21 protein-coding genes are annotated in these 23,684 nt (G+C 60.2%); 4 read left to right on the top strand and 17 right to left on the bottom strand.

Features of this window, described 5'->3' with window-relative positions; translation table 11 throughout:
* Positions 1-1,356, bottom strand: coding sequence for a nickel-dependent hydrogenase large subunit (locus HMPREF2849_RS03700; protein WP_070862615.1), 1,356 nt, complete (start codon positions 1,354-1,356; stop codon positions 1-3).
* Positions 1,357-1,396: 40 nt separating this feature from the next.
* Between HMPREF2849_RS03700 and HMPREF2849_RS03695 the strand changes: the two genes are divergently transcribed.
* Positions 1,397-1,756 (top strand): hydrogenase maturation nickel metallochaperone HypA/HybF, encoded by a 360-nt coding sequence (locus HMPREF2849_RS03695; protein WP_172954599.1) that lies wholly within the window; start codon positions 1,397-1,399, stop codon positions 1,754-1,756.
* On the opposite strand, the gene HMPREF2849_RS03690 is transcribed toward HMPREF2849_RS03695, so the two are convergent.
* The 6 genes from HMPREF2849_RS03690 to HMPREF2849_RS03665 all read right to left on the bottom strand — a co-directional run bounded on the left by HMPREF2849_RS03690 (position 1,753) and on the right by HMPREF2849_RS03665 (position 8,149).
* Entirely contained in the window at positions 1,753-2,337 is a 585-nt protein-coding gene (locus tag HMPREF2849_RS03690) for a hydrogenase maturation protease (RefSeq protein WP_049191165.1), read from the bottom strand. The two genes, HMPREF2849_RS03695 and HMPREF2849_RS03690, sit on opposite strands and share 4 nt — an antisense overlap.
* A 61-nt stretch (positions 2,338-2,398) precedes the next feature.
* Complete coding sequence (cybH, locus tag HMPREF2849_RS03685) at positions 2,399-3,667, bottom strand: Ni/Fe-hydrogenase, b-type cytochrome subunit (protein WP_016422187.1); 1,269 nt, start codon at positions 3,665-3,667, stop codon at positions 2,399-2,401.
* Positions 3,664-5,412, bottom strand: a complete 1,749-nt coding sequence (locus tag HMPREF2849_RS03680) for a nickel-dependent hydrogenase large subunit (protein WP_049193295.1) — start codon at positions 5,410-5,412, stop codon at positions 3,664-3,666. The genes cybH and HMPREF2849_RS03680 overlap by 4 nt, the downstream gene beginning before the upstream one ends.
* Before the next feature lie 13 nt (positions 5,413-5,425).
* Positions 5,426-6,664, bottom strand: a complete 1,239-nt coding sequence (locus tag HMPREF2849_RS03675; protein WP_016422185.1) for a hydrogenase small subunit — start codon at positions 6,662-6,664, stop codon at positions 5,426-5,428.
* Positions 6,665-6,996: 332 nt separating this feature from the next.
* Entirely contained in the window at positions 6,997-7,815 is an 819-nt protein-coding gene (gene hypB / locus HMPREF2849_RS03670) for a hydrogenase nickel incorporation protein HypB (protein WP_049193294.1), read from the bottom strand.
* Positions 7,816-7,831: 16 nt separating this feature from the next.
* Positions 7,832-8,149: a hydrogenase maturation nickel metallochaperone HypA gene (locus HMPREF2849_RS03665; protein WP_081636710.1), complete on the bottom strand. Its 318-nt coding sequence runs from the start codon at positions 8,147-8,149 to the stop codon at positions 7,832-7,834.
* A 76-nt stretch (positions 8,150-8,225) separates the two neighbouring features.
* Between HMPREF2849_RS03665 and HMPREF2849_RS03660 the strand changes: the two genes are divergently transcribed.
* Complete coding sequence (locus HMPREF2849_RS03660) at positions 8,226-10,634, top strand: carbamoyltransferase HypF (protein WP_083327247.1); 2,409 nt, start codon at positions 8,226-8,228, stop codon at positions 10,632-10,634.
* On the opposite strand, the gene hypE is transcribed toward HMPREF2849_RS03660, so the two are convergent.
* A complete protein-coding gene (hypE, locus tag HMPREF2849_RS03655) occupies positions 10,631-11,773 on the bottom strand; it encodes a hydrogenase expression/formation protein HypE (protein ID WP_049193292.1) in 1,143 nt (380 codons plus the stop codon). The genes HMPREF2849_RS03660 and hypE overlap by 4 nt on opposite strands.
* 123 nt (positions 11,774-11,896) lie before the next feature.
* On the opposite strand from hypE, the gene HMPREF2849_RS03650 reads away from it, so the two are divergent.
* Both HMPREF2849_RS03650 and hypD read left to right on the top strand, forming a co-directional pair.
* Positions 11,897-12,166, top strand: a complete 270-nt coding sequence (locus tag HMPREF2849_RS03650; protein ID WP_049172773.1) for a HypC/HybG/HupF family hydrogenase formation chaperone — start codon at positions 11,897-11,899, stop codon at positions 12,164-12,166.
* A 16-nt stretch (positions 12,167-12,182) separates the two neighbouring features.
* Positions 12,183-13,334, top strand: coding sequence for a hydrogenase formation protein HypD (gene hypD, locus HMPREF2849_RS03645; RefSeq protein WP_070566209.1), 1,152 nt, complete (start codon positions 12,183-12,185; stop codon positions 13,332-13,334).
* Here the strand turns inward: hypD and HMPREF2849_RS03640 are convergent, their stop codons facing one another.
* The 9 genes from HMPREF2849_RS03640 to HMPREF2849_RS03600 form a co-directional block, all read right to left on the bottom strand.
* On the bottom strand, positions 13,335-14,198 hold the full coding sequence (locus HMPREF2849_RS03640; protein WP_016422177.1) for an HpcH/HpaI aldolase/citrate lyase family protein: 864 nt from the start codon (positions 14,196-14,198) through the stop codon (positions 13,335-13,337).
* A gap of 133 nt (positions 14,199-14,331) precedes the next feature.
* Entirely contained in the window at positions 14,332-15,540 is a 1,209-nt protein-coding gene (locus tag HMPREF2849_RS03635) for an acetyl-CoA C-acetyltransferase (protein ID WP_038627863.1), read from the bottom strand.
* 58 nt (positions 15,541-15,598) lie between these two features.
* Positions 15,599-16,267: a 3-oxoacid CoA-transferase subunit B gene (locus tag HMPREF2849_RS03630; protein WP_070862614.1), complete on the bottom strand. Its 669-nt coding sequence runs from the start codon at positions 16,265-16,267 to the stop codon at positions 15,599-15,601.
* Complete coding sequence (locus HMPREF2849_RS03625) at positions 16,268-17,020, bottom strand: CoA transferase subunit A (RefSeq protein ID WP_016422175.1); 753 nt, start codon at positions 17,018-17,020, stop codon at positions 16,268-16,270.
* A 4-nt stretch (positions 17,021-17,024) separates the two neighbouring features.
* A complete protein-coding gene (locus HMPREF2849_RS03620; RefSeq protein ID WP_070862613.1) occupies positions 17,025-18,779 on the bottom strand; it encodes an AMP-binding protein in 1,755 nt (584 codons plus the stop codon).
* A gap of 104 nt (positions 18,780-18,883) precedes the next feature.
* The gene (locus HMPREF2849_RS03615; RefSeq protein WP_070862612.1) at positions 18,884-19,762 is read right to left on the bottom strand and encodes an HpcH/HpaI aldolase/citrate lyase family protein; all 879 of its coding nucleotides are present in this window, start codon (positions 19,760-19,762) and stop codon (positions 18,884-18,886) included.
* Between the two features lie 7 nt (positions 19,763-19,769).
* Positions 19,770-20,312, bottom strand: coding sequence for a MaoC family dehydratase (locus HMPREF2849_RS03610; protein ID WP_016422172.1), 543 nt, complete (start codon positions 20,310-20,312; stop codon positions 19,770-19,772).
* Between the two features lie 2 nt (positions 20,313-20,314).
* Complete coding sequence (locus HMPREF2849_RS03605) at positions 20,315-21,484, bottom strand: acyl-CoA dehydrogenase family protein (RefSeq protein ID WP_048731615.1); 1,170 nt, start codon at positions 21,482-21,484, stop codon at positions 20,315-20,317.
* 63 nt (positions 21,485-21,547) lie between these two features.
* Entirely contained in the window at positions 21,548-23,641 is a 2,094-nt protein-coding gene (locus HMPREF2849_RS03600) for an acetyl-CoA carboxylase biotin carboxylase subunit (protein WP_049172756.1), read from the bottom strand.
* Positions 23,642-23,684 lie beyond the last annotated feature (43 nt).

The raw sequence follows: 23,684 nt of genomic DNA, 5'->3' as shown, positions 1-23,684 counted from the left end.
TTACTTCGTCCTCTCCACTACAGTCGGGGCGTCCGCCGAACCAGGGCTATCCGTTGTTATATTGTCCGCAGGTGCACCGGCATGTTCCTGCATCGTGAATGTCATCACTCCCGCAGGTGCCGAACTACACGGTAGGCACGGATCAGCGGCCCAAATCGACTTCTCGACCCCCGCAGTCTCCCCGCCACCGCACAGCTGCTCGGTAAGCATACGCGTCAGCCAGGGTTCATTCTGCGCAGTCGGTGTCATAATCTGACAATCCGTAATGATGCCGTCAGCTCCTGCCGTATAACGATGCACTAACAGCCCACGTGGCCCGTCAATCATCCCGACACCGCTGCGAGGTTCTTCAAAGTCAGCATTCTCAATCGCCGTCGCAGCATTCGGATTGCACACATGGTCGCCGAGCAGCTCCCCGTCGGCAAGCACCCGCTTCGCCCAGGCCACGGTGTCGGCGAGAAGCTGGCGTTGGGCGTCGCGTGGGCTGATTCCACGCTTATCGACGACAACCTGCCTGGAGACCGGCCCCACCCGGTAAAAATCTGCCCGCTGACCTTCACAACCATCCTTGCCCAGCTCCTTCGAGGCATCAAACACCGGCCTGGGAGCGGCATCGCCCGGACGGGATTCCCGAACACGTGTAGGCCAATCAGCAGCCGGGAAAATCTGCGCTGCGGTATCGGTGTCGTGCCGCGCGACTGCCAGGTAATTTCCCAGCGGAGCAAGTTCACCGTCAGCGTCGACGACTGCGACGTCGAGACCGTCAAAAGTATCCGTCCAAGCACCAGAAGCATCGGGGGCGGCAAGAAGCTCCACTTCCTTGATTACCGCCGTCTCAGCCAGCGCCTCCAGAGCACTTTCGGCCTCAGAAACAAGCGTCTTATCCACTGCCGCGCGCACACCGCCGGGGACGGCGACATCCGGGAAGTGCGACGGTGCCCCCGCTGCACGCATCAGAGCTTTTCCCGCACGCTTCATTGCCCGCGCCCCCTCGCGGTCGGCGGCCACAAACTTGGTCGCTAGATTATCCAAGGTCGACCCGGCCGCCAGCAGCTCTCGAATCAACTGTGCGGTGCGGGGAATATCGGAAATCCCGTAGAGGTCCTCCACCGCCCGTACACCTGCAAGATGATGCACAACCGGGCACAGGCCACACAGCCGCTTGGTGATATCTGGCACATCTAATGCCTGCTTGCCCACGAGCATCCCGTCGATACGCGGCAGCCCTGAAAGGTCGAAGGACACCTGTGTGATGGCGCCGTTGTCATCGCGATAGACATCCAGTCGTGCCTCGAATGGGTCAACAAGCTCATCGAGCTGGATGTGCTGGGTAACCGGAACGGATTTGGATGACATGGTCCGCCTGCGCCTCCTTCGCGCTGAGTGCTTCGCCATAATGGTATCTGTGCATGAGCTTGGATTGTTGACCAGCGTGGTGGAAAAGATTGCCGAGGTCTGCCCGGGACGTACCGTGACAAAGGTGTCAATGCGTGTGGGCGACCGCTCCGGGGTCGTCTACGATTCCCTCATCGCCGCATGGCCTGTGGCCAGTGCCGCGACGCAGTGTGAGGGCGCCGAGTTAGATGCCGAGCTCATTGTCTCGACGGTCTACTGCCCCACCTGCGAGGCTGAGCATGAAATTGATGAATTCTATGCTCTAACCTGCCCTGTCTGCGGCACCCCAACTGCGGATTTGCGGCACGGCCGCGAGTTTGAAATCTCCAGTATTGAGGTCAGCGCTGAGGGCGAGGGTTAGACGTCACTGTCGCGCTCGTCGGCAAGCCAGCTGTCGATGAGCTCGCGCGCAACCTCAGTCGCCTCCTCAATGCCGCCAAGTGCCGTGTTGCTGAGCCCCACCACCATGTCGGCAGACTCGTAGACCACTCCCACCACACCGACGCGCTCAGGCTCCTGCCCCAGCAGTCGCGCCGCGGTGAGCAAATCCAGCAAGCCGACCTGATGCGCGGACAGCTTTGCCGCCAATAGTCTAGGGATCTGGTCACCGACGAGCTTGACGACGGTACCGGGATCCCCCGGACCAGCGAGAGCGTCGAGCAACAATAGGTTCTTGGCCTCCTGCACGATGGGCAGCAACTCCATACCGCAGGTGCCACCATCGATGTAGGCAACCGCACCCGTCCATTCGTCCCCTCGCCCGGCGAGGTTCGCAGGATCATCGAGGTTGGAGGGCGACCAGACCAGATGCGCAGAATCCCCGGCCTGCGTTGTCTGCCCCATGCCTGCAGATTCCAGTTCTGGGGCAAGGCGCCTCAGCAGCTCGAGACCAATGCCGTCGTCGCCCATGACGGGGTTGCCGATGCCAAGAACCGTCACCAACGGAGTGCCAGCATCAGCACCGGTGACTGCGTCGGACACCTTATCGTTACCCAATGATCTCCTATCCAATGCGTGGAGAGTCAACCGGTTGCGTGCCGCGCGGTAGCCAGACAGAGCCACCAATCATCGAGGACAGACCACCGTGGTTGTGTACCGCATCAGAGCGGATAACCAGGTAGACGTGAATGATGGCGAAGAGCCAAATCAGGTACATGATGATTGTGTGAATCAGGCGGAAGTAGCCGATGCCAATCCAGTGCGTGGGCATAGCCAACAGCTGGAAGAACCAGTTGGACTGGTCCATCATCGCGTATAGCGACAAACCTGTGAGCATCTGGATGAAACACATCGCGTAAATGCCGGTGTACGCCAGCTGCTGCAGCGGATTGTGTGCGAAGTAGAACGGCCCTTCCTTGCGCAGGAAGAGGTAGTACTGCATCGTGTGCCAGAGGTCTTTAACATCCTGCTTGTTATAAATCGGCCATAGCGCACGCCATCGTGTTTGTCGGTCGTGGGTAACAAACAGCAGAATGACACGCCATAGCCCCACCGCGATCCATAGGAATCCGGCTAAGAAGTGCGCGAAACGGACATATCCCATCGCGAATCCCGCGGCCGAGCCGTCATAGGTGCGCTCAGTCAAATAGGGCTGCATGATGTACCAGCCAGTAAAGGTCATCACCAACATCAGCGCCAGGTTCAACCAATGTTGAACGCGCAGCGCCCATCCCCACAGGTGAACCTCGACCCACGAACCGGAGCCCTTCTTGTTCTCCGCAATGGCCTCGTCGAGTTTCCGCAGCCCCATTGCCACGAATCCTTCGAAGATGAACTCTCCGATGATATTTCCGTCTTTGTCAATGGGCGCAAGCGCGACGCCCATGCTGCGGTGCCCGCGACCATGATGCATGTTCGCGTTACGACGAAGTAGAACGCCTTCCTCACGGGACATCGTGGATGCCTCAACGACCGCATTCAATTCACCGCGCATGATGGCGACATCGACCGTTTGATCCGCAATGTTGAGGCCGTGCACCTTGGCAATGGAGTAACGGCGGTCAGGCGTCGCCGGGTCGTAGGAATCCGGGGTCAGTTTCATCAGTGGCGTGCCGTCGAGGTGGAAAAGATCGTCACGACGACGACGCAAGCTGACCTTTAGCGCAAGGTCGACAGGATCGCGGGAGTCGTCCGGGACAATTGCTGCGGCCTGAATGACCTCGGATGGCGACAACCAGTGGCTGGTGTGTGCGTCAATAACCGCAATAACCAGGGGGTTGCCCTTGGAATCTTTTAGTCGCAGTTCCGGATTTTCACTCACTGGGGGTGTCATGCCGTCGTCACCTTAAACATTTCCTGACCAGCCGGATCCAAAATGTGGACTGCGCAGGCCATACATGGATCGAAGGAATGAATCGTGCGAAGTGGTTCAAGCGGCTGCTCGGGATCAACCAGCGGATGTGTGCCATCGCCAGCCAGCGCGTGCTCGTATGGGCCAAGCTGCCCCTTCGAGTCACGGCCACCGGCCAGCCACGTGGTGGGAACCACGGCTTGGTAGTTGGTCACCTTGCCATTTTCAATTTTGACCCAGTGGCTGAGCATGCCACGAGCGACCTCGAGGAAGCCCACGCCCTGGCACTTTTCCGGCCACGTGGTCGGCTCCCAACGGCTGTTGTCGAAGACATCGATGTCGCCGTTCTTCAGGGCCTCAACGAACTCCGGGAAAATGTGATCTGCCAAGTAATTGGCGGTGGTCACAGACTCCACAGCACGTGCGTAGGTGCGTCCCGCAGTGGAGTTCATCTGCTCAATGCGCAGGTCGAGCTTATCCATGACCTCGTCGACCAGGCGCATTGTCTCCGGCTCCTTCTGCAGGTATGCCAACAGCACACGAGCAACCGGGCCAACTTGAACAGCGCGACCGTCGTAACGCGGCGCCTTCGACCAGGTGTACTTTTCATTGTCCGACAACCACTCGTACGGCGGCTTCGGGCCGGTGTAGTTCACAGTTGTTTCGCCGTCATACGGCTTGAGGCCGACATCATCGCCGGCTTCCTGCGTATACCAGGCGGAGTTGATGAATTCCTCGATCTTTTCCGGCTGGAATGGGTGGAGCTTGGTGTAGTCACCGTCGAGAATGACACCGGGCTTGATGTCTGGATGCACGGTCTGGACACGGGACTTAGCCGGGTCGCCGGAGTAAGTGGCGCCGGCCATGCCTACCGCCAGGAAGCTGTCGGAGGAGCGACCGATGTCGAAGTAGTCCTTGTAAACGCTCATGATGGCGACTGCATCTGGGTAGAAGCAGTCATTGACGAACTCCACAATCTCGTCGATCCAGGACTTGATCTGATCAATGCCGACTTGGTTGACCGTCTCAGAGCGTTCCGGGTCGATGGAGCACGCCATGCCTCCGACCAGGAAGTTCGGGTGTGGATTCTTACCGCCGAAGACGGTGTTAATGCGGATGATAGAGCGCTGGAAAGCCAAGGCGTCGAGGTAGTGCGACACTGCCATCAGGTTGGCCTCAGGCGGCAAGCGGTAGTCCTCATGTCCCCAGTAGCCGCCGGTGAAGATGGACAGCTGGCCGGAGTCCACAATGCCCTGCACGGTCTCCTTGACCCGGGCGAAGGTTTCTTCGTTGTTGCCCTTCCACGTCGAGCCGATCGACTGCGCGAACTCAACGGTCTTCTTCGGATCTGCCTCGAGAGCCTTCGTGACATCAATCCAGTCCAGACCGTGAAGATGGTAGAAGTGCACGACGTGGTCGTGAATCTCCTGCGAGCCAATCACCAGGTCGCGAATACGACGTGCCTGCGGGGGCGGTGTCGAGCCAATGGCATCTTCGACAGCGGCAATGGACGCCACCGAGTGAGTACCCGTGCACACACCACAGATACGACCAACGAATGCCCAGACATCGCGAGGATCGCGGTTTTTCACAATGGTTTCGATACCGCGGAACTGAGTAGTCTCACTCCACGCGGTTTTGATCTGGTCTCCCTCGCGTTCCAGCTCAATGCGAAGGTGTCCCTCGATTCGGGTAATCGGGTCGATTACAACTTTTTCCGTAGCCATGTCCTATGCCCCCTTAGTTGTCCTTCGAATCGGATGCTGTCTCGCTCTGCGTGCCTGGTGCGTTTGAAGGAAGGTCGACCATCGGTGGCTTCCGGCCTTCCACACCACCAAACGCAGCCAACACCTTTTCTTCGCCGTTGGAGCGCCTTATCTTCAGTTCCTTCACCAGTGTGAGTCCGCCATGGACCGCGGCACCTGCGGCAGTGGCAGCCAGCAGTCCAACGCCGACCGTGTTCACGCTGGACTCCACTCCAATACCCGGGATTCCCGGCAGCTTGTCGTAGAACGGAGTGAACTGGTCGAAGAAGTCCTTCTCAGTACAGCCAATACATGGGTGACCAGCACCAATTGGCCAACCGGACTTAAGGTTCCACTGCACGATTGGGCATGGGCTAAACGTGGATGGCCCCTTACAGCCGACCTCGTAAAGGCACCAGCCGTTTCGTGCGCCTTCGTCGTCGAAGGTTTTCACGAACTGACCGGCATCGTAATGCGCGCGACGCGGGCAGGAGTCGTGAATACGCTGGTCATAGGCAAACTTTGGCCGCCCCTCAGCGTCGACCTCCGGTGTCTTGCCATAAGTGAGTACGTACGTCAGGGTGGCCGTAATCACCTCACCAATCGGCGGACAACCAGAGACGTTAATCACCGGCTTGTCCTTGATAATCTCATCGACACCCTTGGCACCGGTCGGATTCGGCTTAGCAGCCTGGACAGAACCCCAGACTGCGCAGGCACCAACGGCCAGGATTGCCGTGGCCTTCTCAGCAGCCTCGAGCAGCACCTGTTCTGCCGACTTACCGCCAATGGTGCAGTACGCACCGTTCTCGCCGGTCGGAATCGAGCCATTGACCACCAGAATGTGATCCTCGGCATTCATGTCGTCCAAAGCCTTTTCAGCCGCATGCCCGGACGGTGCCATGAGCAGCTCGTTGTAGTCCATCGAAACCAGGTTCAGCACCACATCTTCAGCAGTGGTGCCTCCGGAACGCAATACGGATTCCATACATCCGGTACATTCCTGCAACTGCAGCCAAGCCACCTTCGGCTTCTTTACAGCCGAGAGCTTATCTGCGATTTCCTCCGCCGAGGGAGTCAGTGACTGCGCCGCAGCCTCACCGACATTCGGAGTTCCGGCGGCAAAAATTGCCGCCATAGTGCCACAAAACTTCATGAAACTGCGCCGTGAGACACCAGCTCTAGCGAGGTTTTCGCCGAGGGTCCCTTCCTGCCAATTCGCGCCACTAATCATTTTTTCGCTGCGCCTTCTGCTTAGTTATTAGGAATATTGGTTTCGAGGTTTTACAACTACCAAGGCCCATTGCCTATACATGGCCAAGTATAGCGACCTAAGAACAACCTGAATAATGGCGCTGCGCTGCGGTTATAACAAAATAATATGCAAGATAAATGTTGCGTAAATATAGCTCCAGGTACAGGTAGTGAACGTGAAAAACCGCCGCAGATTACAGCGGGATATCACCTATCCCCCACTAAGGTGGAGCGAAGCGAGGGGGGGTAACGGGGCCGTCGTCAAGCATGCTGTGACGCCCCCATTGCTTCACGACGGCCCCCGGCGCGCGCTTAATCAACCAGCGCAGGGTTGACCCAACGGAGCCATTCGTCGATGCCCTCCCCGGTCTTAGCGGAGACCTCAATCACCTTCACGCCTGGATTGACCTTTTCCAGGTTGGCGCGGAAGAGCTCCATGTCGAAGTCAAGGTACGGGGCAAGGTCCATCTTGTTGATAACCACCACCTGTACAGAGCGGAACATCACCGGGTACTTGACCGGCTTATCCTCCCCCTCGGTGATGGAGTAGACCATTGCCTTGCGAGTCTCACCGACCTCAAACTCAGCCGGACAGACAAGGTTTCCCACATTTTCAATCATGACCAGGTCAAGCGTGGACAGATCCAGCCCCTCGAGCGCGCGGGAGACCATCGGGGCGTCCAAGTGGCATTCACCACCGAATCCGTTGCCCGTGTTCAGCAGCGAAATCTGTGCCCCATAACCCTCCAGGCGGTCGGCATCGAGAGCCGTCTCAATATCGCCCTCGATAATGCCGACGCGCAGCTTTCCCTGCGCAGCCGCCAGTGTCTTCTCCAACAGCGCAGTCTTGCCTGAACCCGGGGAGCTCATCAGGTTGATGGCTTCCACGCCATGCTCAGCAAGCAGCTCGCGATTATGCTCCGCGCGGTGGTCGTTCTCGCTGAAGATGTCCTCGAGGATGGTCACGCGTTCCACGCCGGTTTCATAACCCGAGTGGTCGCCGTGGCTAGTGTCATCGGGATCGGCGAGATGAACGTGGTCATGGCCGTGATGGTGGTCATGGTCGTGGTCATGATGATGGTGGTGATGGTGGTGTGCGTCATCGCCGTCATGCCGGTGGAAACGTCCCATGATAAAACCGTCTTTCCTACTTGTGCGTGTCGACGTCGATGTCGACGATTGTGAACTCTTCCCCCGAGATTACGCGTCCCGGCTTTCCACACGTGGGGCACAGCAGGCCGTCGAGTGGCCCCACCTGTTCGCGATGCCCGTGCGCGCATTCGACAACCGCAGGTACCCAGTCAATATCCAATTTCGCGTCCCCCAAACCGGTATCGCGACTGACGAAATCCCACGCGTATGAAAGGGTTTCTGGCACAACCTGCCGTAGAGCGCCTATCCGCAGGTGCACAGTGCGTACAGTTCGACCTTCGGCTGCTCTCGTGACAACCTTCGCTAACTGCATGCTCAACGCTACTTCGTGCACAATCTCCAAACTAGCAGTGCGAACGGACCCGAGCCGCTTACGTAAAGTTGAATGCATGGAAAAGGCAGGCGCGACCGGGGCGGGGATGGGTACGAGCATTCAACGCATTCGCTGGCGTATCGAAGGTATCGTCCAGGGGGTCGGATTCCGCCCTTTTGTCGCCACCATCGCCCGGCGCGCGGGTCTCGTCGGCTTCTGTGGCAACGATGAGCAGGGCGTATTCATCGAGGTAGAAGGCACGTCGGACGCCCTCGCTGCCTTCCGCAGCCAGCTTTTCACCGAACTGCCGGCGCTTGCCCGCATCATCAATCACTCCGCCGAGCACATCGCGACACTGGGCCATGAGCGCGAGTTCACCATCGTGCCCTCTCGCCACAGCTACTCCGGCCGCGCACTGCTTCCGCCCGACACTGCACTGTGCCCGGACTGCCGCCGTGAGTTTTTCGACCCTACCAACCCGCGCTACCTCTACCCTTTCATCTCCTGCACCAACTGCGGACCGCGCCTGTCCATCATCACTGAACTGCCCTACGACCGCCCGCGCACCACTATGGCGGCCTTTCCGATGTGCACCCCGTGCGAGCGCGAGTACACCGACCCCACCGACCGCCGCTATCACGCTCAGCCAATCAGCTGCTTCGACTGTGGCCCGCGTCTGAGCTGGCACGATACAGGCGGCACCACCACCGCCACCTCCCGCGAGGAGGTTCTCGCGCTCTTTCGTCGCGCACACGCACTGCTTGACGACGGCGCCCTGCTCGCCGTCAAAGGTATTGGTGGTTTTCACCTGGTCTGCGATGCCACCAATGACGCTGCCTGCGAGAAACTACGGATGCGCAAACGTCGACCCGACAAACCGTTGGCGGTAATGGCCCCCACTGTTGACACTGCTGCCCAACTGGTTGAGTTAACTGAGCAGGAGAAGCGTTTCCTCGACTCCCCTGAGGCACCGATTGTGATTGCACCGAAGCAGCGGTCGGGGCCGCTTTCCAATCTCATCGCACCGGGCCTCGACAGCTTCGGGATTATGCTTCCGTACTCAGGCATTCACCTGCTGCTTTGCGATCGCCCGCTCGTGGTCACCAGCGGCAACCTCAGTGGCGAGCCCGTCTGTACCGACAATGCCGACGCGCTGAAGAAGCTCGGTCACATCGCCGACGCTTTCATCCTCCACGACCGCGAAATCCACGTACCCGTTGAAGATTCGGTTTTCATCGGCACCGCCCCATCGCGCCGGTCCCGCGGCTTCGCTCCCGTCCCCGTTTCAATCACGCCCACCGATTCTCGTAGCCACACTGGCCCTGGCCCTGGCACTGGCCCTGGCCCTGGCACCAGCGCCCGGAGCACGTCCCAACCGACCATTTTCGCGACCGGCGGAGAGCTGAAGAACACTTTCGCTATCGCGCATGGGGACCTCGCTCACGTCTCTGCGCACATTGGCGACATGGGTTCGTGGGCCAGCCAGAAGGCCTACCAGAGAGCAGTTGACCAGCTCCTTTCCATGCGCGATGCGACCCCGAAAATTGTCGTCTGCGATCTTCATCCGGGCTACGCCACTACCACCTTCGCCGAACGCTTCGCCGCCGAGCACGACATCGAACTCCTCGCAGTTCAGCACCACTTCGCACACGCGCTCTCCCTACTCGCGGAGCACCGTCTCCTCTCCCCCAATGCGGGTCGCGCCGTCGTCGCCACCCTCGACGGCACCGGCTATGGCACCGATGGGTCCATCTGGGGCGGCGAGGTTCTCACGCTCAGTCGCAGTTCCGCAAACTGGGAACGCACCTGGCACTGCCCCACTTTCCCGTTGGTCGGTGGAGATCGCGCCGTCACGCACCCGTGGCGGCTCGCCCTCGGTCTCGCTCATGCTTGGGGGCTTGACGACGACCACCTCCTGCGCAATCTCTCCAACGAGCGCGAAGTAGCCCTGGTTAAAAGCCAGTTGGCGACGGGAGTTGGCACAGTGCAAACGTCTTCTCTCGGCCGCATATTCGATGCCGCCGCAGCTCTGCTGCTTCCTCGCTGGCGCGGTGGCGGGGCCATCAGCTACGAGGCGCAAGCGGCCATGGAGTTGGAGGCAGCGGCGACTCGCTACGTGAGGTCACATGCGGAAGCGCTTGAAGCGGTCAGTTCAGAGACCAAGCCAGTGCCCTTCCAGGACGCCATTCGGGAGGCGGTAGCATCGCCTGACGTTGAGCAGGCCGCATTTGTATTTCACGGTGGGGTCGCGGGTGTCGTCGCCAAGCGATTGGTGCAGGCTGCGGAGGAAGCCGGCACCGATGTTGTCGGCATCAGCGGGGGTTGCGCGAATAATGCGCTGTTGATGGAGCTGCTGCGGCGCGAAGTTGCAGCTGAGGGCATTACTCTGTTGCAGCATCAAATTGTGCCGCCGGGCGATGGCGGATTGAGTCTTGGTCAGGCGGTGGCCGGCCGCCTGCTGGCGGCAACGGGCATGGATGTCTAGCAGATGCGCGGCAGCGGGTCGCCGACCAACATGTCCACCATGCGGGTGCCACCGAATCCGGTGACCAGTACCACGGAAGCGGCGGGCTCGTCCTCGATGGAGCCGATATCACAAGCCTCGGAAGCCCCGGCTGCGTGGAGTGCACTGAGCGCTGCCTCGGATTGCTCGGCGGGGACAACGGCGACGAAGGTACCTTCATTGGCGACGTAGAGCGGATCGATGCCAAGCATGTCACAGGCGCCACGGGTCATGTCACGGACTGCAATGGATTCGTCGTCAAGCACGACACCAAGACCGGTGCCGCGGGCGAGCTCGTTGGCGACCGTGCCGAGGCCGCCGCGGGTGGCATCGCGCATCCAGCGAGTGCCGGGTGCAGCTTCAAGTAGCGCTTCGACCAGACCGTTGACAGCGCGGGTATCGGACTCAATAGGCGCGGCCAGAGCCAAGTCGCCGCGGGCGAGCATGACGGCCATGCCGTGATCGGCGATTGGACCGGAGACGAGGATGCGGTCTCCGGCCTCGATGTTTGCGTAGACAGATCCTGCCGTAGCGGCACCGGCGTAGTCGCCGCGGACCACGCCCACCCCGGCCGTGGTGATGTAGACCTGGTCACCTGCGCCCTTCGGCACAACCTTGGTGTCGCCGGCGACGATGCTCACCCCTGCGGCATCGGCAGCGACGCGCATACTCGCCACAATGCGGCGCAGAGTCGCAATCTCCAGCCCCTCTTCCAGAATGAACGATGCGGTCAGCGCCAGGGGCCTGGCTCCAGCTACCGCCAGATCGTTAATCGTGCCGTTGACGGCCAAATCCCCGATGTCGCCGCCCGGGAACTCGATGGGATTGACCACATAGGAGTCGGTGGACATTGCCAACCGCGCCCCACCATGTGCAGAAGCTGCCGCAGCCTCGACGACGGCATCGGCAGCGAACAGCCCGGAGTCGCCACCCTGCCCTAAAATTTCATTGCCATAGGCGTCGAAAAAGACCTGTTCAACCAGAGCTGCGGAGGCCTTTCCACCGGAGCCGTGTTGCAAGGTGACATAATCGTCGAGAAGCCTGAACGGACGTGCCCGAACGCGACCAATATTGGTGTTTACCTTGGCTTCGTTGGTGTTCAGACGATTCTTCGGCTGCATGCTCACTATCCCTAACTTCACAGCTGGTGGCGGACAAAACTGCTTGCGTCACTCGTCCTTCGAAAACGAGGTTCGCTGCCTCTGATGGTAGTCTCGATAAGTATTGCAAACGAGGAGAAGCGTATGTGTCTTGGTGTCCCTGCCGTCATCACAGAAGTCCACGATGCTGCCCGTGCAACAGTGGAAATTGGTGGCGTCGCACGCATGATTTCCACCGATTTACTTGTTGACGAGAACCTCACCGCCGGTGACTGGGTTCTCGTACATGTCGGTTTCGCCATGAGCAAGATCGACGAGGAAGAAGCCAGACTTTCGCTCCAGCAAATCAAACAGCTAGGCGGCGACACTTACGAGGATGAGCTGGAATCCTTCTCATCGTCACAGATCAACTGAGGGGCTGGACGGCACCATGAAATACGTTGACGAATTCCGCGATCCCGCCGCTGCGAAGAAGCTGCTCGCACGCATTGAACGCGAGGCCACCAAGCTGGAGAAGCCCATCGCGCTGATGGAAGTCTGTGGCGGGCACACGCACACCATTTACCGCTACGGCTTGGAAAACCTCCTACCCGAAAACATCGAGCTGATCCACGGACCCGGCTGCCCCGTCTGCGTCATCCCCATGGGTCGCGTCGACGATGCCATTTGGCTGGCACAGCAGGAAGACGTCATTTTCACGACCTTCGGCGACATGATGCGCGTGCCGGGGTCCGAAACGTCGCTGATGCAGGCACGTGCGCGCGGCGCCGATGTGCGCTTTGTCTACTCGCCTCTCGACGCGCTGAAGATCGCCACCGATAACCCCGATAAGCAGGTCGTTTTCTTCGCCGTTGGGTTTGAGACAACCGCCCCGTCGACTGCCGTGACCATTGAGGCCGCGCGCCGGCAGGGAGTGGAAAACTTCTCCGTATTTTCCAACCACGTACTCATCGAGCCGCCACTGCGCGCCATCGTCAACGGCGGCGAAACCAAGGTCGATGGTTTCATCGGCCCAGGTCACGTGGCTACAACCACCGGCACGGACGCCTTTGAGTTCCTGCCGCGCGAGTTTAATCTGCCAGTGGCGGTCACCGGTTTTGAGCCATTGGATGTGCTCCAGGCCGTCGTCATGCTGCTGGATCAATTCGTCAGCGGCGACGTTGCTGCCGGTAAGTCCCGGGTGGACAACCAGTACGCGCGCGTCGTTCGCTCCTCCGGCAACACCACCGCGCAGAAACTTATGGACCGCGTCTTTTCCCTCCGCGACACCTTCGAGTGGCGTGGTCTCGGCTGGATTGAAAACTCCGGCCTCGGCATCTCTGAGGAATACGCGGCATTCGACGCCGAGCGTCGTTTCCAGGTGCCGGGGCGCCGTATCCCAGACCCCGTGACCTGCGAATGCGGTTCTGTGCTCACCGGCCACATCAAGCCCTGGCAGTGCGCGGTCTTCGGCACTGCCTGCACCCCGGCGACCCCCATCGGCACCTGCATGGTCTCCCCCGAAGGCGCCTGTGCGGCGTACTACAACTTCGGCCGCATCGATCGGAAGATCACCGAGAACCTGGCGAAATCTCGCCGCTAGTTACTCCGTAATTCCCGCTCGCGCGAGCGCTGCCACGGCTTGCTTTACGACGGGCGCGTCAATCATTTCACCATCGAGCTGGAAGGCGCCGGTATGCGTTCCAGCGTGCTTGACAATCTCCCGGGCGCGGGCCAGCGTTGCGTCCGACGGCTTGTATGCCTTACGCACCGGTGGCACCATCGCCGGGTGAATACAGGCAGTAGCCAGGAATCCGCACCCCACTGCGTCGAGTGCCTCGAGATACTGGCCACGCTCATCCCGGAAATCAGCGTGAATGGCATCAATGGCGGCAATGCCCGCTGCAGCTGCATGGACCTGAACAAGTGCTCGCGCCAGACGCTGCGGGTCTCGGTAGTGGCGACGTGGGTTTTCATCCACACTCTGCCGCGAGGACACCCCGCCGAGTTCGGCGGTCAGGTCTTCGGCACCCCAGAACAGACCCACAACGTCCGGGTGCGTGGCAATCTGCTGGATATTAATCATGGCCTGCGGGGTTTCAATCATCGCGATGATCTTCAACCCCTCGAGCTCTGCGGGGATGGAGTCTCGAATCTTGGGCACCATGACGATGTCGTAATCACATGCACGGGCAAAGGCGACATCCTCCGCGAAGGTCGGAGTCCCGGGACCGGTGATCCGAAGAATAGTCGTCTCCGGGTCGAGCGGATTGTTGATGATGTTCGCACGTGCCTGCTCGTGATTGTCAACGGCAGCGCCGTCTTCCAGGTCAATGATGACCATGTCCGATCGTTCAGCAGCTTTCTGGAAACGTTCCGGACGGTCAGCCGGGGCGAAGAGTAGCGCCGGGCCAGAGGGAAGCCAAGGGAAGGTCTGTTCACCATCGAGGGAGCTAAAGCCTGTCATAGCTCCTAACCTAATTGAAAACTCGAATCACCTTCGCGCAGGGGCTCCCCCAGGAGACAACAAAACCCGCGTTGTGGCATCCATAGAGTGGAAACCACAACGCGGGCTTGCTGAGTTTTTCAGCCTTTCGCGATTAGTCGCGGTACAGCAGCAGCGCATCGCCCTGACCGCCGCCACCGCACAGGGACACACCAGCGCGACCCGAACCGCGACGGTTCAGCTCCATCGCAGCGGTCAGAGTCAGGCGGGCACCAGAGCAGCCAATCGGATGGCCGAGGGCAATCGCGCCACCGTGGATGTTGGTCTTCTCCAGCGGGTAGTCCAGCTCACGCAGGGACTTGACGGCCACCGCACCAAATGCCTCGTTGATCTCGATGAAGTCGAGCTCCTGCGCGTCCCACTCAGCGCGACGCAGGGCCTCCTTCAAAGAGTCCGCAGGCTGAGCGTGCAGGGAGTTATCCGGACCTGCGGTCTGGCCAGCCTTGCCCACAACTGCGAGGTAGTCCAGTCCGTGCTTTTCTGCGTAAGCACGCGATGCCAGCACAACTGCTGCGGCACCGTCGGAAATCGGCGAGGAGTTACCGGCAGTGATGGTGCCGTTTTCCTTCAGGAAGACCGGGCGCAGCTTAGCCAGGGTCTCCACCGTGGTCTCCGGGCGAATGCCCTGGTCGGTGTCGACAACTACCGGGTCACCCTTGCGCTGCGGAATCTCGATTGGAGCGATTTCCTGCGCGAAAATACCGTCTTCCTGCGCCTTAGCCGCACGCTGGTGAGAAGCGGCCGCAACCTCGTCCTGCTGCTCGCGGCTAATGCCGAGGTCGCTGTTCGGACCGTCGGTAAGCGTACCCATGGACACACCATCGAAGGAGTCGACCAGACCGTCGCGCTCCAAGGTGTCCTCCAGCTTCAGCGCACCGAAGGACTTGCCCTGACGAACACCGCGTGCAACGTGCGGAGCGTGCGTCATGGACTCCTGACCACCTGCAACAACGACGTCTGCATCACCGAGACGAATCAAGCGAGCGGCGTGAATGACAGCGTTTAGGCCCGAGAGGCAGACCTTGTTAACGATCTCAGCAGTCGTATTCCATGGCAGACCCGCCTTAATGGCGACCTGTCGAGCCGGGTTCTGGCCAGCACCTGCGAGAATCACCTGGCCCAGAACGACGTGCTGAACCTCTTCCGGGGCAACGCCGGAACGCTGGACAGCGTGCTTGACAGCATGAGCGCCAAGTTCGACGGAAGTAAGCGGTGCCAGCTGACCGAGCAGCTTGCCCTGCGGGGTGCGGGCACCAGCGAGGATAACGACATCATTCGGGCTGGGAGCTGGAAGGTTACTCATGGATGGATTCTCCTAAGTCAAAACTGATGAGTGTGGACTGACCATGATTGCTGCGTATTTAATTCTCGAGGTCAACCACGTATGCGGCTTCGGTGTTGGCCTCGATATCTGCCAGCGTCACCCCAGGTGCCAGCCTGCGTAGCACCAGGTGATCATCAGCGACATCGAAGCTTCCCAGGTTGCTAATAGTCCTTTTCACTACTTTTGCACCTGTGAGGGGCAGTTCGCAGGCTTTTACCAATTTTGGTTTGCCATCTTTGGAAACATGATCGGTCAAAACCACCACTCGAGGGGTACCGGCGACCAAGTCCATCGCACCGCCCATGCCCTTGACCATCTTTCCCGGAATCATCCAATTGGCCAGGTCACCGCACTGGCTCACCTCCATCGCACCCAACACGGCCATTTTCACGGCACCGCCGCGAATCATGCCGAAACTGGTGGCGGAGTCGAAGATTGCCGCGCCCGGCACCAATGTCACGGTCTGCTTCCCCGCATTGATGAGGTCAGCATCCTCTTCGCCTTCATATGGGAAGGCACCCATTCCCAGAATTCCGTTTTCACTCTGCAGCAGAACGCGCACGCCTTCGGGAATATGGTTTGCCACCAGTGTCGGAATGCCGATACCCAGATTCACATAGTCGCCATCGCGCAGCTCTTCAGCGGCCTGCTGTGCCATCTCGTCACGGCTCCAGCCCTTGTCCATAATTGTCTTCGCAGGTGCCATTTAAATCTCCTCCCCTGCTGCCGCGTCACCGGCATCGTGGCTGGAATCGGTATTGCGTGGCCGAGTTGTGCGCTTTTCAATGAGCTTCTCGCGTCCGTCACCGCGAACGATGTGCTGGATATACACACCCGGAGTCATCACCAGATCCGGGTCGATCTCGCCGCGGCCAAGCAAGTACTCCACCTCTGCAACGGTCACCTTGCCGGATGCTGCGCACAGCGGGTTGAAGTTCTGCGCGGTCCGGCGATAGACAAGGTTGCCGTCAATATCGCCGTGGTAGGCGTGCACCAGGCCGATGTCGGCAACGATGCCACGCTCCTGCACGTAGGTCTGTCCGTCGAAGTCGGCGTGGGGCTTGCCCTCTGCAACGAGCGTGCCGACGCCGGTTGCGGTGTAGAACGCGGGAATACCTGCGCCACCTGCGCGAAGCCGCTCTGCCAGCGTTCCCTGAGGGGTGAACTCCACCTCGATTTCGCCTTCGAGGTACTGGCGGGCAAACTCCTTGTTCTCGCCGACGTAGGAGGCCACTACCTTTGCCACCTGCTTGTTCTCCAGCAGAATGCCAAGCCCAGTGCCGTCAATGCCCATGTTGTTGGACACGATGGTGAGGTCTTTTGCCCCGGAGTCGCGCACGCCCTCGATGAGGGTATATGGCACACCGCACAGGCCAAAGCCGCCGACTGCCAGGGTCATTCCATCAGTGACGAGGCCTGCGACAAGCTCGCGACCGGTCTGATCAGTTGTTTTTGACATTGTTCTACACCCAGCCCAGGATTCGCGGAGCCATCTCACGCATCTCAACCTTGCGAACCTTGCCCGACGCGGTCATCGGAAACTCCTCGACGACGTGGACGTAGCGCGGAATCTTGTGACGCGACAGCTTGCCGTGGGCAAAGGCCGCCACATCGTCAGCGGTGAGGTCTTCCACATCGTCGTGCAGAATTACCCACGCCATAATCTCTTCGCCGTACTTGTCATCCGGAACACCGATGACCTGCGCATCGACGACAGCCGGGTGCGTGAACAGGAACTCTTCAATCTCGCGCGGGTAGATGTTCTCACCACCGCGGATGAGCATGTCCTTGATACGCCCGGTGATGGACAGGTAGCCCTCGTCGTCAAGCACACCCAAGTCGCCGGTGTGCATCCAACCGTCGGCATCGATGGCCTCGGCGGTCTTTTCCGGGTGCTCCCAGTACTCCTTCATAACGGAGTAACCTCGAACGACAACCTCGCCCTGTTCGCCTCGCGGCAGCGTCTCGCCGGTTTCTTCACAAATGATGCGGGCTTCCAAGTGCGGCATGATCTGCCCGACGGTGTTGACGCGCTTTTCCAGCGGGGAATCCGCGCGGGTCTGGAAGGACACCGGCGAGGTCTCCGTCATGCCGTAACAGATGGCAATCTCTCGCATATTGAGCTTGTCCATCACATCACGCATGGTCTTCGACGGGCACGAGGTACCTGCCATCACACCTGTGCGCAGCAGCGACAGGTCGTAAGGGGAGCCGTATTCCTCCTGGTCGTGGGCTTCTTCAAGCTCATTGATGAACATCGTCGGCACGCCGTAGAGGCTGGTGGCCTTAGCCGAGTGCACAGCCTTGAGCGTTTCACGCGCCTTAAACGACGGAGCCGGAATGACAATAGCGGCACCGTGGGTGAAGGCAGCGAAGGTGCCAATCACCATGCCGAAGGTGTGGAAGAACGGCACCGGCACACAGATGCGGTCGGCCTCGGTGTAGCCCAACAGCTCACCGATGAAGTAACCATTGTTCAGCAGGTTGCGGTGCGTCAGCGTAGCGCCCTTGGGAAAGCCTGTCGTGCCCGAGGTGAACTGGATGTTGATCGGATCATCCGGCTTCAGCTGGGAGGTGTACTCGCTCAGGTCATCGATTTCGCTGTGCATGTGCTCGTACCACTCGGAGGAGCCGAAGTAGATGACCTTGTCCAGGCGCACACCGCGCTGCTTGGAGGCCTCGATCAGCATGGTTCGGTAATCGGAGTCCTTGTAGCGGCGGGCGGCAAACACCATACGCACACCTGCCTTTTCCAACACGTAGTTCAGCTCGTGCTGGCGGTAAGCCGGGTTGATGTTGACCAGCACCAGGCCGATGTGGTGGCAGGCGTACTGCACCACGGTCCACTCCCAGCGGTTGGTGGACCAAATGCCGATACGATCTCCTGGACGGTAGCCCTCACGGATGAAAGCGCTGGCCAGACGCAGAACTCGGTTGTAGAAACGCTCAAAGGTAAAGGAGACATCCGCGTAGACGTCAACGACGGCATCGCGGGACGGGAATTTCTCCACAATCGCACGCAGGTTCTCACCGAGAGTCTCATCGCGAAGTGGAGCGGCACCTTGCTCGACACCGGCGCCGAACACGTGGCTCATCTTGTTGCCATCAGCATCGACAACATCCTTGCCGTATGGTGCCGGCACAGTGGTGAAGCCCTCCGGCAGCTTCGAAGGATCAGCAGTGCGCTGTTCTGCGTGGTTCTTCAATGTCGCGGTCATGGGGAGATCTCCTTGGTTTAAGTGACTCCGCATAGTGCGGAGTGTGAGAGGGAATTGTGTTCTTTAGGGGGGGGATAAATCAGTGGTAGTTACCGGCTGTGGGACTAACCGGTTACAGCGGCTCGCCGAGCAATGGCTTCTGCTTGACGGAAGAGCGGCGCATCCACCATCTGGCCGTCAAAACTGAAGGCACCGGTGTTCTTTTCCGCTTCCGCCAAGAGCCGACGCGCCCAGTCAATCTCCTCGTCGCTAGGGCGATAAGCCTGGCGGATTGTCGGGACCTGACCTGGGTGAATACAGACGGTGGCAGCGAATCCCAACGCAGCGGCATCGGCTGCCTCCGCAGCTAGCCCATCCGCGTCGGAGATATTGACGTAGATGGAATCCAGACTGGCCTTACCGTGCGCCGCTGCCGCCAGGTGAACGTGGCTGCGGGTATGTACCGCCACACTGCGGTAGCTGTCCGCATAGATACGGCCCGGCGCGAGTGCAGCCTCTGCTTCGCTAAAGCGTGATGACGTTCCCGCCAAGCCCGCCACCAGGTCCTCTGCGCCCCAGAACAGCGCAACGACGCCATCGGCCTGCGCCAGCTCTTCGGCGCGCATGACCCCAAGCGGAGTTTCGATGAGGGCAATGATCTGGGTCTTCTCCCCCAGTGCCGCTACCAACTCATCCACTTGCTGCGCCGAGGAGGCCTTGGGCAGCATCACCTGGCGGAAAGCGGTGCCACGCAGCATGTCAATATCCGCTGCGTAGTCTTCAACCTCCGGTGGATTGACACGCACAATGGTGCGGGCCGGATCGAGGTCACAGGAGACGATAGCCTCGCGGGCAGCCTCACGGTTTTCTGCGCGACAGCCGTCCTCCAGATCCAGGATCACCATGTCGGCGCGGTCAGCAGCTTTAGCGAACCGTTCCGGCCGGTCGGCTGGCGCAAACAGAATTGCAGGGCCCAGCGGCTGCCAGGAGTTATGCGTAGACATGAGCCACTCACTTCCCCGCTGAAGCTGCGTTCTCGGAGCCGTCGTCAAGCGAAGTCGGTGCGCATTGGACGAGCGTGGAACGGACGGCGCGGCAGACGACAGTGCCGTCCTGATTGCGTCCGATGTGCTCAAGCTCGACAATGCCCTGGTTGGGGCGGGACTTGGACAGACGCTTGTTACGGCAGACGGTCTCTGCGTACAGGGTGTCGCCGTGGAACATCGGTGCGGGAAACGCCACTTCGGTGAAGCCGAGGTTGGCGACGATGGTGCCGAGCGTCAGCTGCCCGACAGACAGCCCGACAACCGTCGACAGCGTCCACATCGAATTGACCAGGCGCTCGCCTCCGAATCCCGGCTGCTGGCTCGACCAGTGCGCATCCAGATGCAGTGGCTGGGTGTTCATGGTCAGCGTCGTGAAGAGGACGTCATCGGTTTCAGTGACGGTTCGCCCCGGACGGTGCAGGTAACGCGCGCCAACCTCGTACTCTTCGAACCACAGTCCGCGCTGCACGACGTCGCGGGTGACTTCGGTTGCGTTGTTGTCAGCCATTTTTACAGCCCCAATCCGCGTGCGATCAGCATGAGCTGCACTTCTGTGGTGCCCTCGCCGATCTCCAGGATCTTGGAGTCGCGGTAGTGGCGTGCCACGCGGTACTCGTTCATGAATCCGTAGCCGCCGAAAATCTGCGTCGCGTCGCGCGCGTTGTCCATCGCAGCCTCCGAGGCAATCATCTTGGCGATGTACGCTTCACGACGGAACTCTGCGCCCGCGGCCATCTTTGCGGCTGCGTCGTACCACGCCATCCGTGCGGCATGCGCACGCGCTTCCATACGGGCAATCTTGAAGGAAACAGCCTGGTACTCGCCGATTGCACGGCCCATGGAGTGACGTTCCTTGGCGTGGCGAACCGACTCATCAACACAACCCTGCGCAGCACCGGTGGCAAGCGCTGCGATTGCGACACGCCCCTCGGCCAAGATGGACAGGAAGTTAGCGAAGCCGCGACCACGGGTGCCCAGCAGGTTCTCCTGCGGGACGCGAACATCGGTGAAGGTCAGTGGGTGGGTGTCGGAGGCATTCCAACCGACCTTGTCGTAAGCTGGTTCCGCGACAAAGCCCTCCGTGCCACTCGGCACGATGATGGTAGAAATCTCCTTCTTGCCATCTTCCTTCTGGCCGGTGACTGCGGTGACAGTAACCAGCGAAGTAATATCCGTGCCGGAGTTGGTGATGAACTGCTTGGCGCCGTTGATGACGAAATCATCGCCGTCTTCACGGGCTGTGGTGCGGGTGGCGCCGGCGTCGGAACCTGCATCCGGCTCGGTGAGACCAAAGCCAGCGAGCTTCTTACCAGCAGTCAGCTCGGGCAGGTAGGTCTCCTTCTGCTTGTCATTGCCGAAGTGGAAGATTGGCATGGCGCCCAAACCAACGCCGGCTTCCAGGGTGATAGCGACCGACTGATCGACTTTAGCCAGCTCCTCCAGGGCGATACCGAAGGACAGGTAGTCACCGCCCATGCCACCGACTTCCTCGGGGAATGGCAGACCGAACAGGCCCATTTCGCCCATCTGCGAGACAATCTCGTACGGGAAAGTGTGGTTGCGGTCGTGCTCGGCGGAAACCGGGTCGACAACTTCGTTGGCAAATTCGCGAACTACTTTCTGCAGTTCCACGTATTCGTCGTCGAGGATCGCGGTTGCAATCTTGGTGCTTTCGGACATGATGAGTGCTCCTTAAAAGATTTTGTAGGTGTAGGACCTGATTGGTGCGTTTTGTGTGGGCTTTTATTCTTCGGCTTCGGCCACGGTGATGACGGCCAGCTGCTGGTCACCGGCGACCTGATCGCCCGGCGCGACGGTGAAGCTAACCTCACCTGCAATTTCGGCAGTGAGAGTGTGCTCCATCTTCATGGCCTCCATGACCAACAGAGCCTCACCAGCTTCGACGCGGGCTCCCTCCTCCACCGCCAACGCGATAATCGCGCCGGGCATCGGAGCTTGGATGACGCCAGAGCCGCCTGCATCGGCTTCGGCACCGGTGGTGACTACCTCGGTGCGGGGCAATACCCAGGTGCCGTGGGCACCGGCGACGACGTACTCTTCGTGGTTCGCCGACCCCGCATTGTCGATGGTCTCGACCAGGAAGTGCTGTGCGACTCCGTCGCGGACGATGCGCAGATGTTCCCCGTCGCGAAAGACCGAAACTTTGTAATTTCGCGGTTCTGGAACGTCGATATCTTCGTTCTCCGCTTCGGCCGACAGACCTGCGACTACGTCACCGACAACGACGTCAGCACTCGCTGGGGTGCCCACAATCGAGATCAGACGCGAGTCCTCCCCTGCCCCAAAGCGAATGCGCTGCGCGGCAGGCGCACTGGCACGCCAGCCATCCGGGGTCAGCCACGGTGAGTCGGTGGCTTGTTCAAAGCGGGAAGTCAGCCAGTCCATCGCAGCGGCGAGGTAGACATCGTCCGGTGTTTCGGAGGTGGCGAAGCCTTCCGCCACGCGGTCGAGCAGACCGGTATCAAGATCGCCGGCGCGAACCTCGGGGACGTTCAGCAGGTAGCGACAAAAGTCGATATTGACTCCGACACCTGCGACAACGGTGTCTCCGAGCGCTCGGTCCAACCGCTCGAGCGCCTGCTCACGGTTTTCCCCATGGGAGATGATCTTCATCAACATCGGGTCATAGAGAGATGAGACCTCGGAACCGTCGACAATGCCGGAATCCACCCGGATTCCCGCCCCGCTCGGCTCGACGACACGTGTGACCGTGCCACCGGTGGGCAGGAATCCCGCCGCCGGGTCTTCGGCATACACGCGAGCTTCAATCGAGTGACCGGTGAGAGTTACATCTTCCTGAGCAACCGGCAGTGGGCGTCCCGAGGCAATGTCAACCTGCAGCGCCACCAGATCCAGGCCGGTGACCTGCTCAGTCACGGGGTGCTCAACCTGCAGGCGCGTATTCATCTCCATGAAGAAGAACGACGACGGGTCCTTCGCCGGCACAATGAACTCCACCGTGCCCGCGCCGACGTAGCCGACCGAGCGGGCCGCGTCACAGGCCGCTTCACCAATTGCGCTGCGCGTTTCCTCATCCAGCAGAGGGCTCGGTGCTTCCTCGATGACCTTCTGATGGCGTCGCTGCAGCGAGCACTCACGCTCGCCCAAGTGGATTACATTGCCGTGTTTATCTGCGAGAATCTGCACCTCGATATGCCGCGGGGTGTCGACGAAGTGCTCGATGAACAGGGAGTCATCGCCGAAGGCACCCGCCGCTTCACGACGGGCCGTCGCGAGCGCAGCCGGCAGGTCAGCAGCGTTTTCCACGCGGTGCATCCCCTTGCCGCCACCGCCTGCCGACGGCTTAATCAGTACCGGAAAGCCAATCGATGGGGCTGCCTCAATGAGGTCCTCGTCGCTAAGCCCGGGGCGAGACAGACCCGGCACGGTGGGAACATCGCGGGCTTCGACGGCAGCGCGGGCGGAGATTTTGTCACCCATGGTGTTGATGGCACTGGCCGGTGGGCCAATGAATTCAATACCTGCTTCCTCACAGGCGGTCGCGAAGTCTGCGTTTTCAGACAGAAAGCCGTAACCGGGGTGGATTCCGTCTGCGTCGCAGCGGCGAGCGGCATCGATAATCTTGTCGATAACCAGGTAGGACTCACGTGCCGGAGATGGGCCAATGTGGATGGCCATATCCGCCATGCGGACGTGAGGGGCGTCGGCATCGGCATCCGAGTAGACCGCGACGGAGCGAATTCCGTTGTCACGAAGGGTTCGAATAATGCGGCAGGCAATCTCCCCGCGGTTTGCGACCAATACGGTACTCAGGCTGCCGCCAGCTGCGTGGGGCTGCGTGTTGTGCGCTGTCATGTGCCCTGTGTTTCCTTTCCAGAAAATGCGGTGTCGAGAGTTT

The sequence above is a fragment of the Corynebacterium sp. HMSC073B01 genome, assembly GCF_001838255.1.
GTDB classification, from domain to species: Bacteria; Actinomycetota; Actinomycetes; order Mycobacteriales; family Mycobacteriaceae; genus Corynebacterium; species Corynebacterium jeikeium_D.
Note: the sequence above shows the minus strand (reverse complement) of the source record. Positions and strands in the feature narration are given on the sequence as shown.

Bases quoted from the DNA above. Each gene is read 5' to 3' on its own strand.
- hypE (WP_049193292.1), bottom strand. From the start codon at position 11,773: ATGCAGCCGAAGAATCGTCTGAACACCAACGAAGCCAAGGTAAACACC.
- HMPREF2849_RS03680 (WP_049193295.1), bottom strand. From the start codon at position 5,412: ATGGCTACGGAAAAAGTTGTAATCGACCCGATTACCCGAATCGAGGGA.
- HMPREF2849_RS03635 (WP_038627863.1), bottom strand. From the start codon at position 15,540: ATGAGTAACCTTCCAGCTCCCAGCCCGAATGATGTCGTTATCCTCGCT.
- HMPREF2849_RS03650 (WP_049172773.1), top strand. From the start codon at position 11,897: ATGTGTCTTGGTGTCCCTGCCGTCATCACAGAAGTCCACGATGCTGCC.
- hypB (WP_049193294.1), bottom strand. From the start codon at position 7,815: ATGGGACGTTTCCACCGGCATGACGGCGATGACGCACACCACCATCAC.
- HMPREF2849_RS03695 (WP_172954599.1), top strand. From the start codon at position 1,397: ATGGTATCTGTGCATGAGCTTGGATTGTTGACCAGCGTGGTGGAAAAG.
- HMPREF2849_RS03605 (WP_048731615.1), bottom strand. From the start codon at position 21,484: ATGTCCGAAAGCACCAAGATTGCAACCGCGATCCTCGACGACGAATAC.
- HMPREF2849_RS03615 (WP_070862612.1), bottom strand. From the start codon at position 19,762: ATGTCTACGCATAACTCCTGGCAGCCGCTGGGCCCTGCAATTCTGTTT.
- HMPREF2849_RS03640 (WP_016422177.1), bottom strand. From the start codon at position 14,198: ATGACAGGCTTTAGCTCCCTCGATGGTGAACAGACCTTCCCTTGGCTT.
- HMPREF2849_RS03630 (WP_070862614.1), bottom strand. From the start codon at position 16,267: ATGGCACCTGCGAAGACAATTATGGACAAGGGCTGGAGCCGTGACGAG.
- HMPREF2849_RS03665 (WP_081636710.1), bottom strand. From the start codon at position 8,149: ATGCAGTTAGCGAAGGTTGTCACGAGAGCAGCCGAAGGTCGAACTGTA.
- HMPREF2849_RS03620 (WP_070862613.1), bottom strand. From the start codon at position 18,779: ATGACCGCGACATTGAAGAACCACGCAGAACAGCGCACTGCTGATCCT.
- HMPREF2849_RS03675 (WP_016422185.1), bottom strand. From the start codon at position 6,664: ATGATTAGTGGCGCGAATTGGCAGGAAGGGACCCTCGGCGAAAACCTC.
- HMPREF2849_RS03625 (WP_016422175.1), bottom strand. From the start codon at position 17,020: ATGTCAAAAACAACTGATCAGACCGGTCGCGAGCTTGTCGCAGGCCTC.
- cybH (WP_016422187.1), bottom strand. From the start codon at position 3,667: ATGACACCCCCAGTGAGTGAAAATCCGGAACTGCGACTAAAAGATTCC.
- HMPREF2849_RS03610 (WP_016422172.1), bottom strand. From the start codon at position 20,312: ATGGCTGACAACAACGCAACCGAAGTCACCCGCGACGTCGTGCAGCGC.
- HMPREF2849_RS03660 (WP_083327247.1), top strand. From the start codon at position 8,226: ATGGAAAAGGCAGGCGCGACCGGGGCGGGGATGGGTACGAGCATTCAA.
- hypD (WP_070566209.1), top strand. From the start codon at position 12,183: ATGAAATACGTTGACGAATTCCGCGATCCCGCCGCTGCGAAGAAGCTG.
- HMPREF2849_RS03700 (WP_070862615.1), bottom strand. From the start codon at position 1,356: ATGTCATCCAAATCCGTTCCGGTTACCCAGCACATCCAGCTCGATGAG.
- HMPREF2849_RS03600 (WP_049172756.1), bottom strand. From the start codon at position 23,641: ATGACAGCGCACAACACGCAGCCCCACGCAGCTGGCGGCAGCCTGAGT.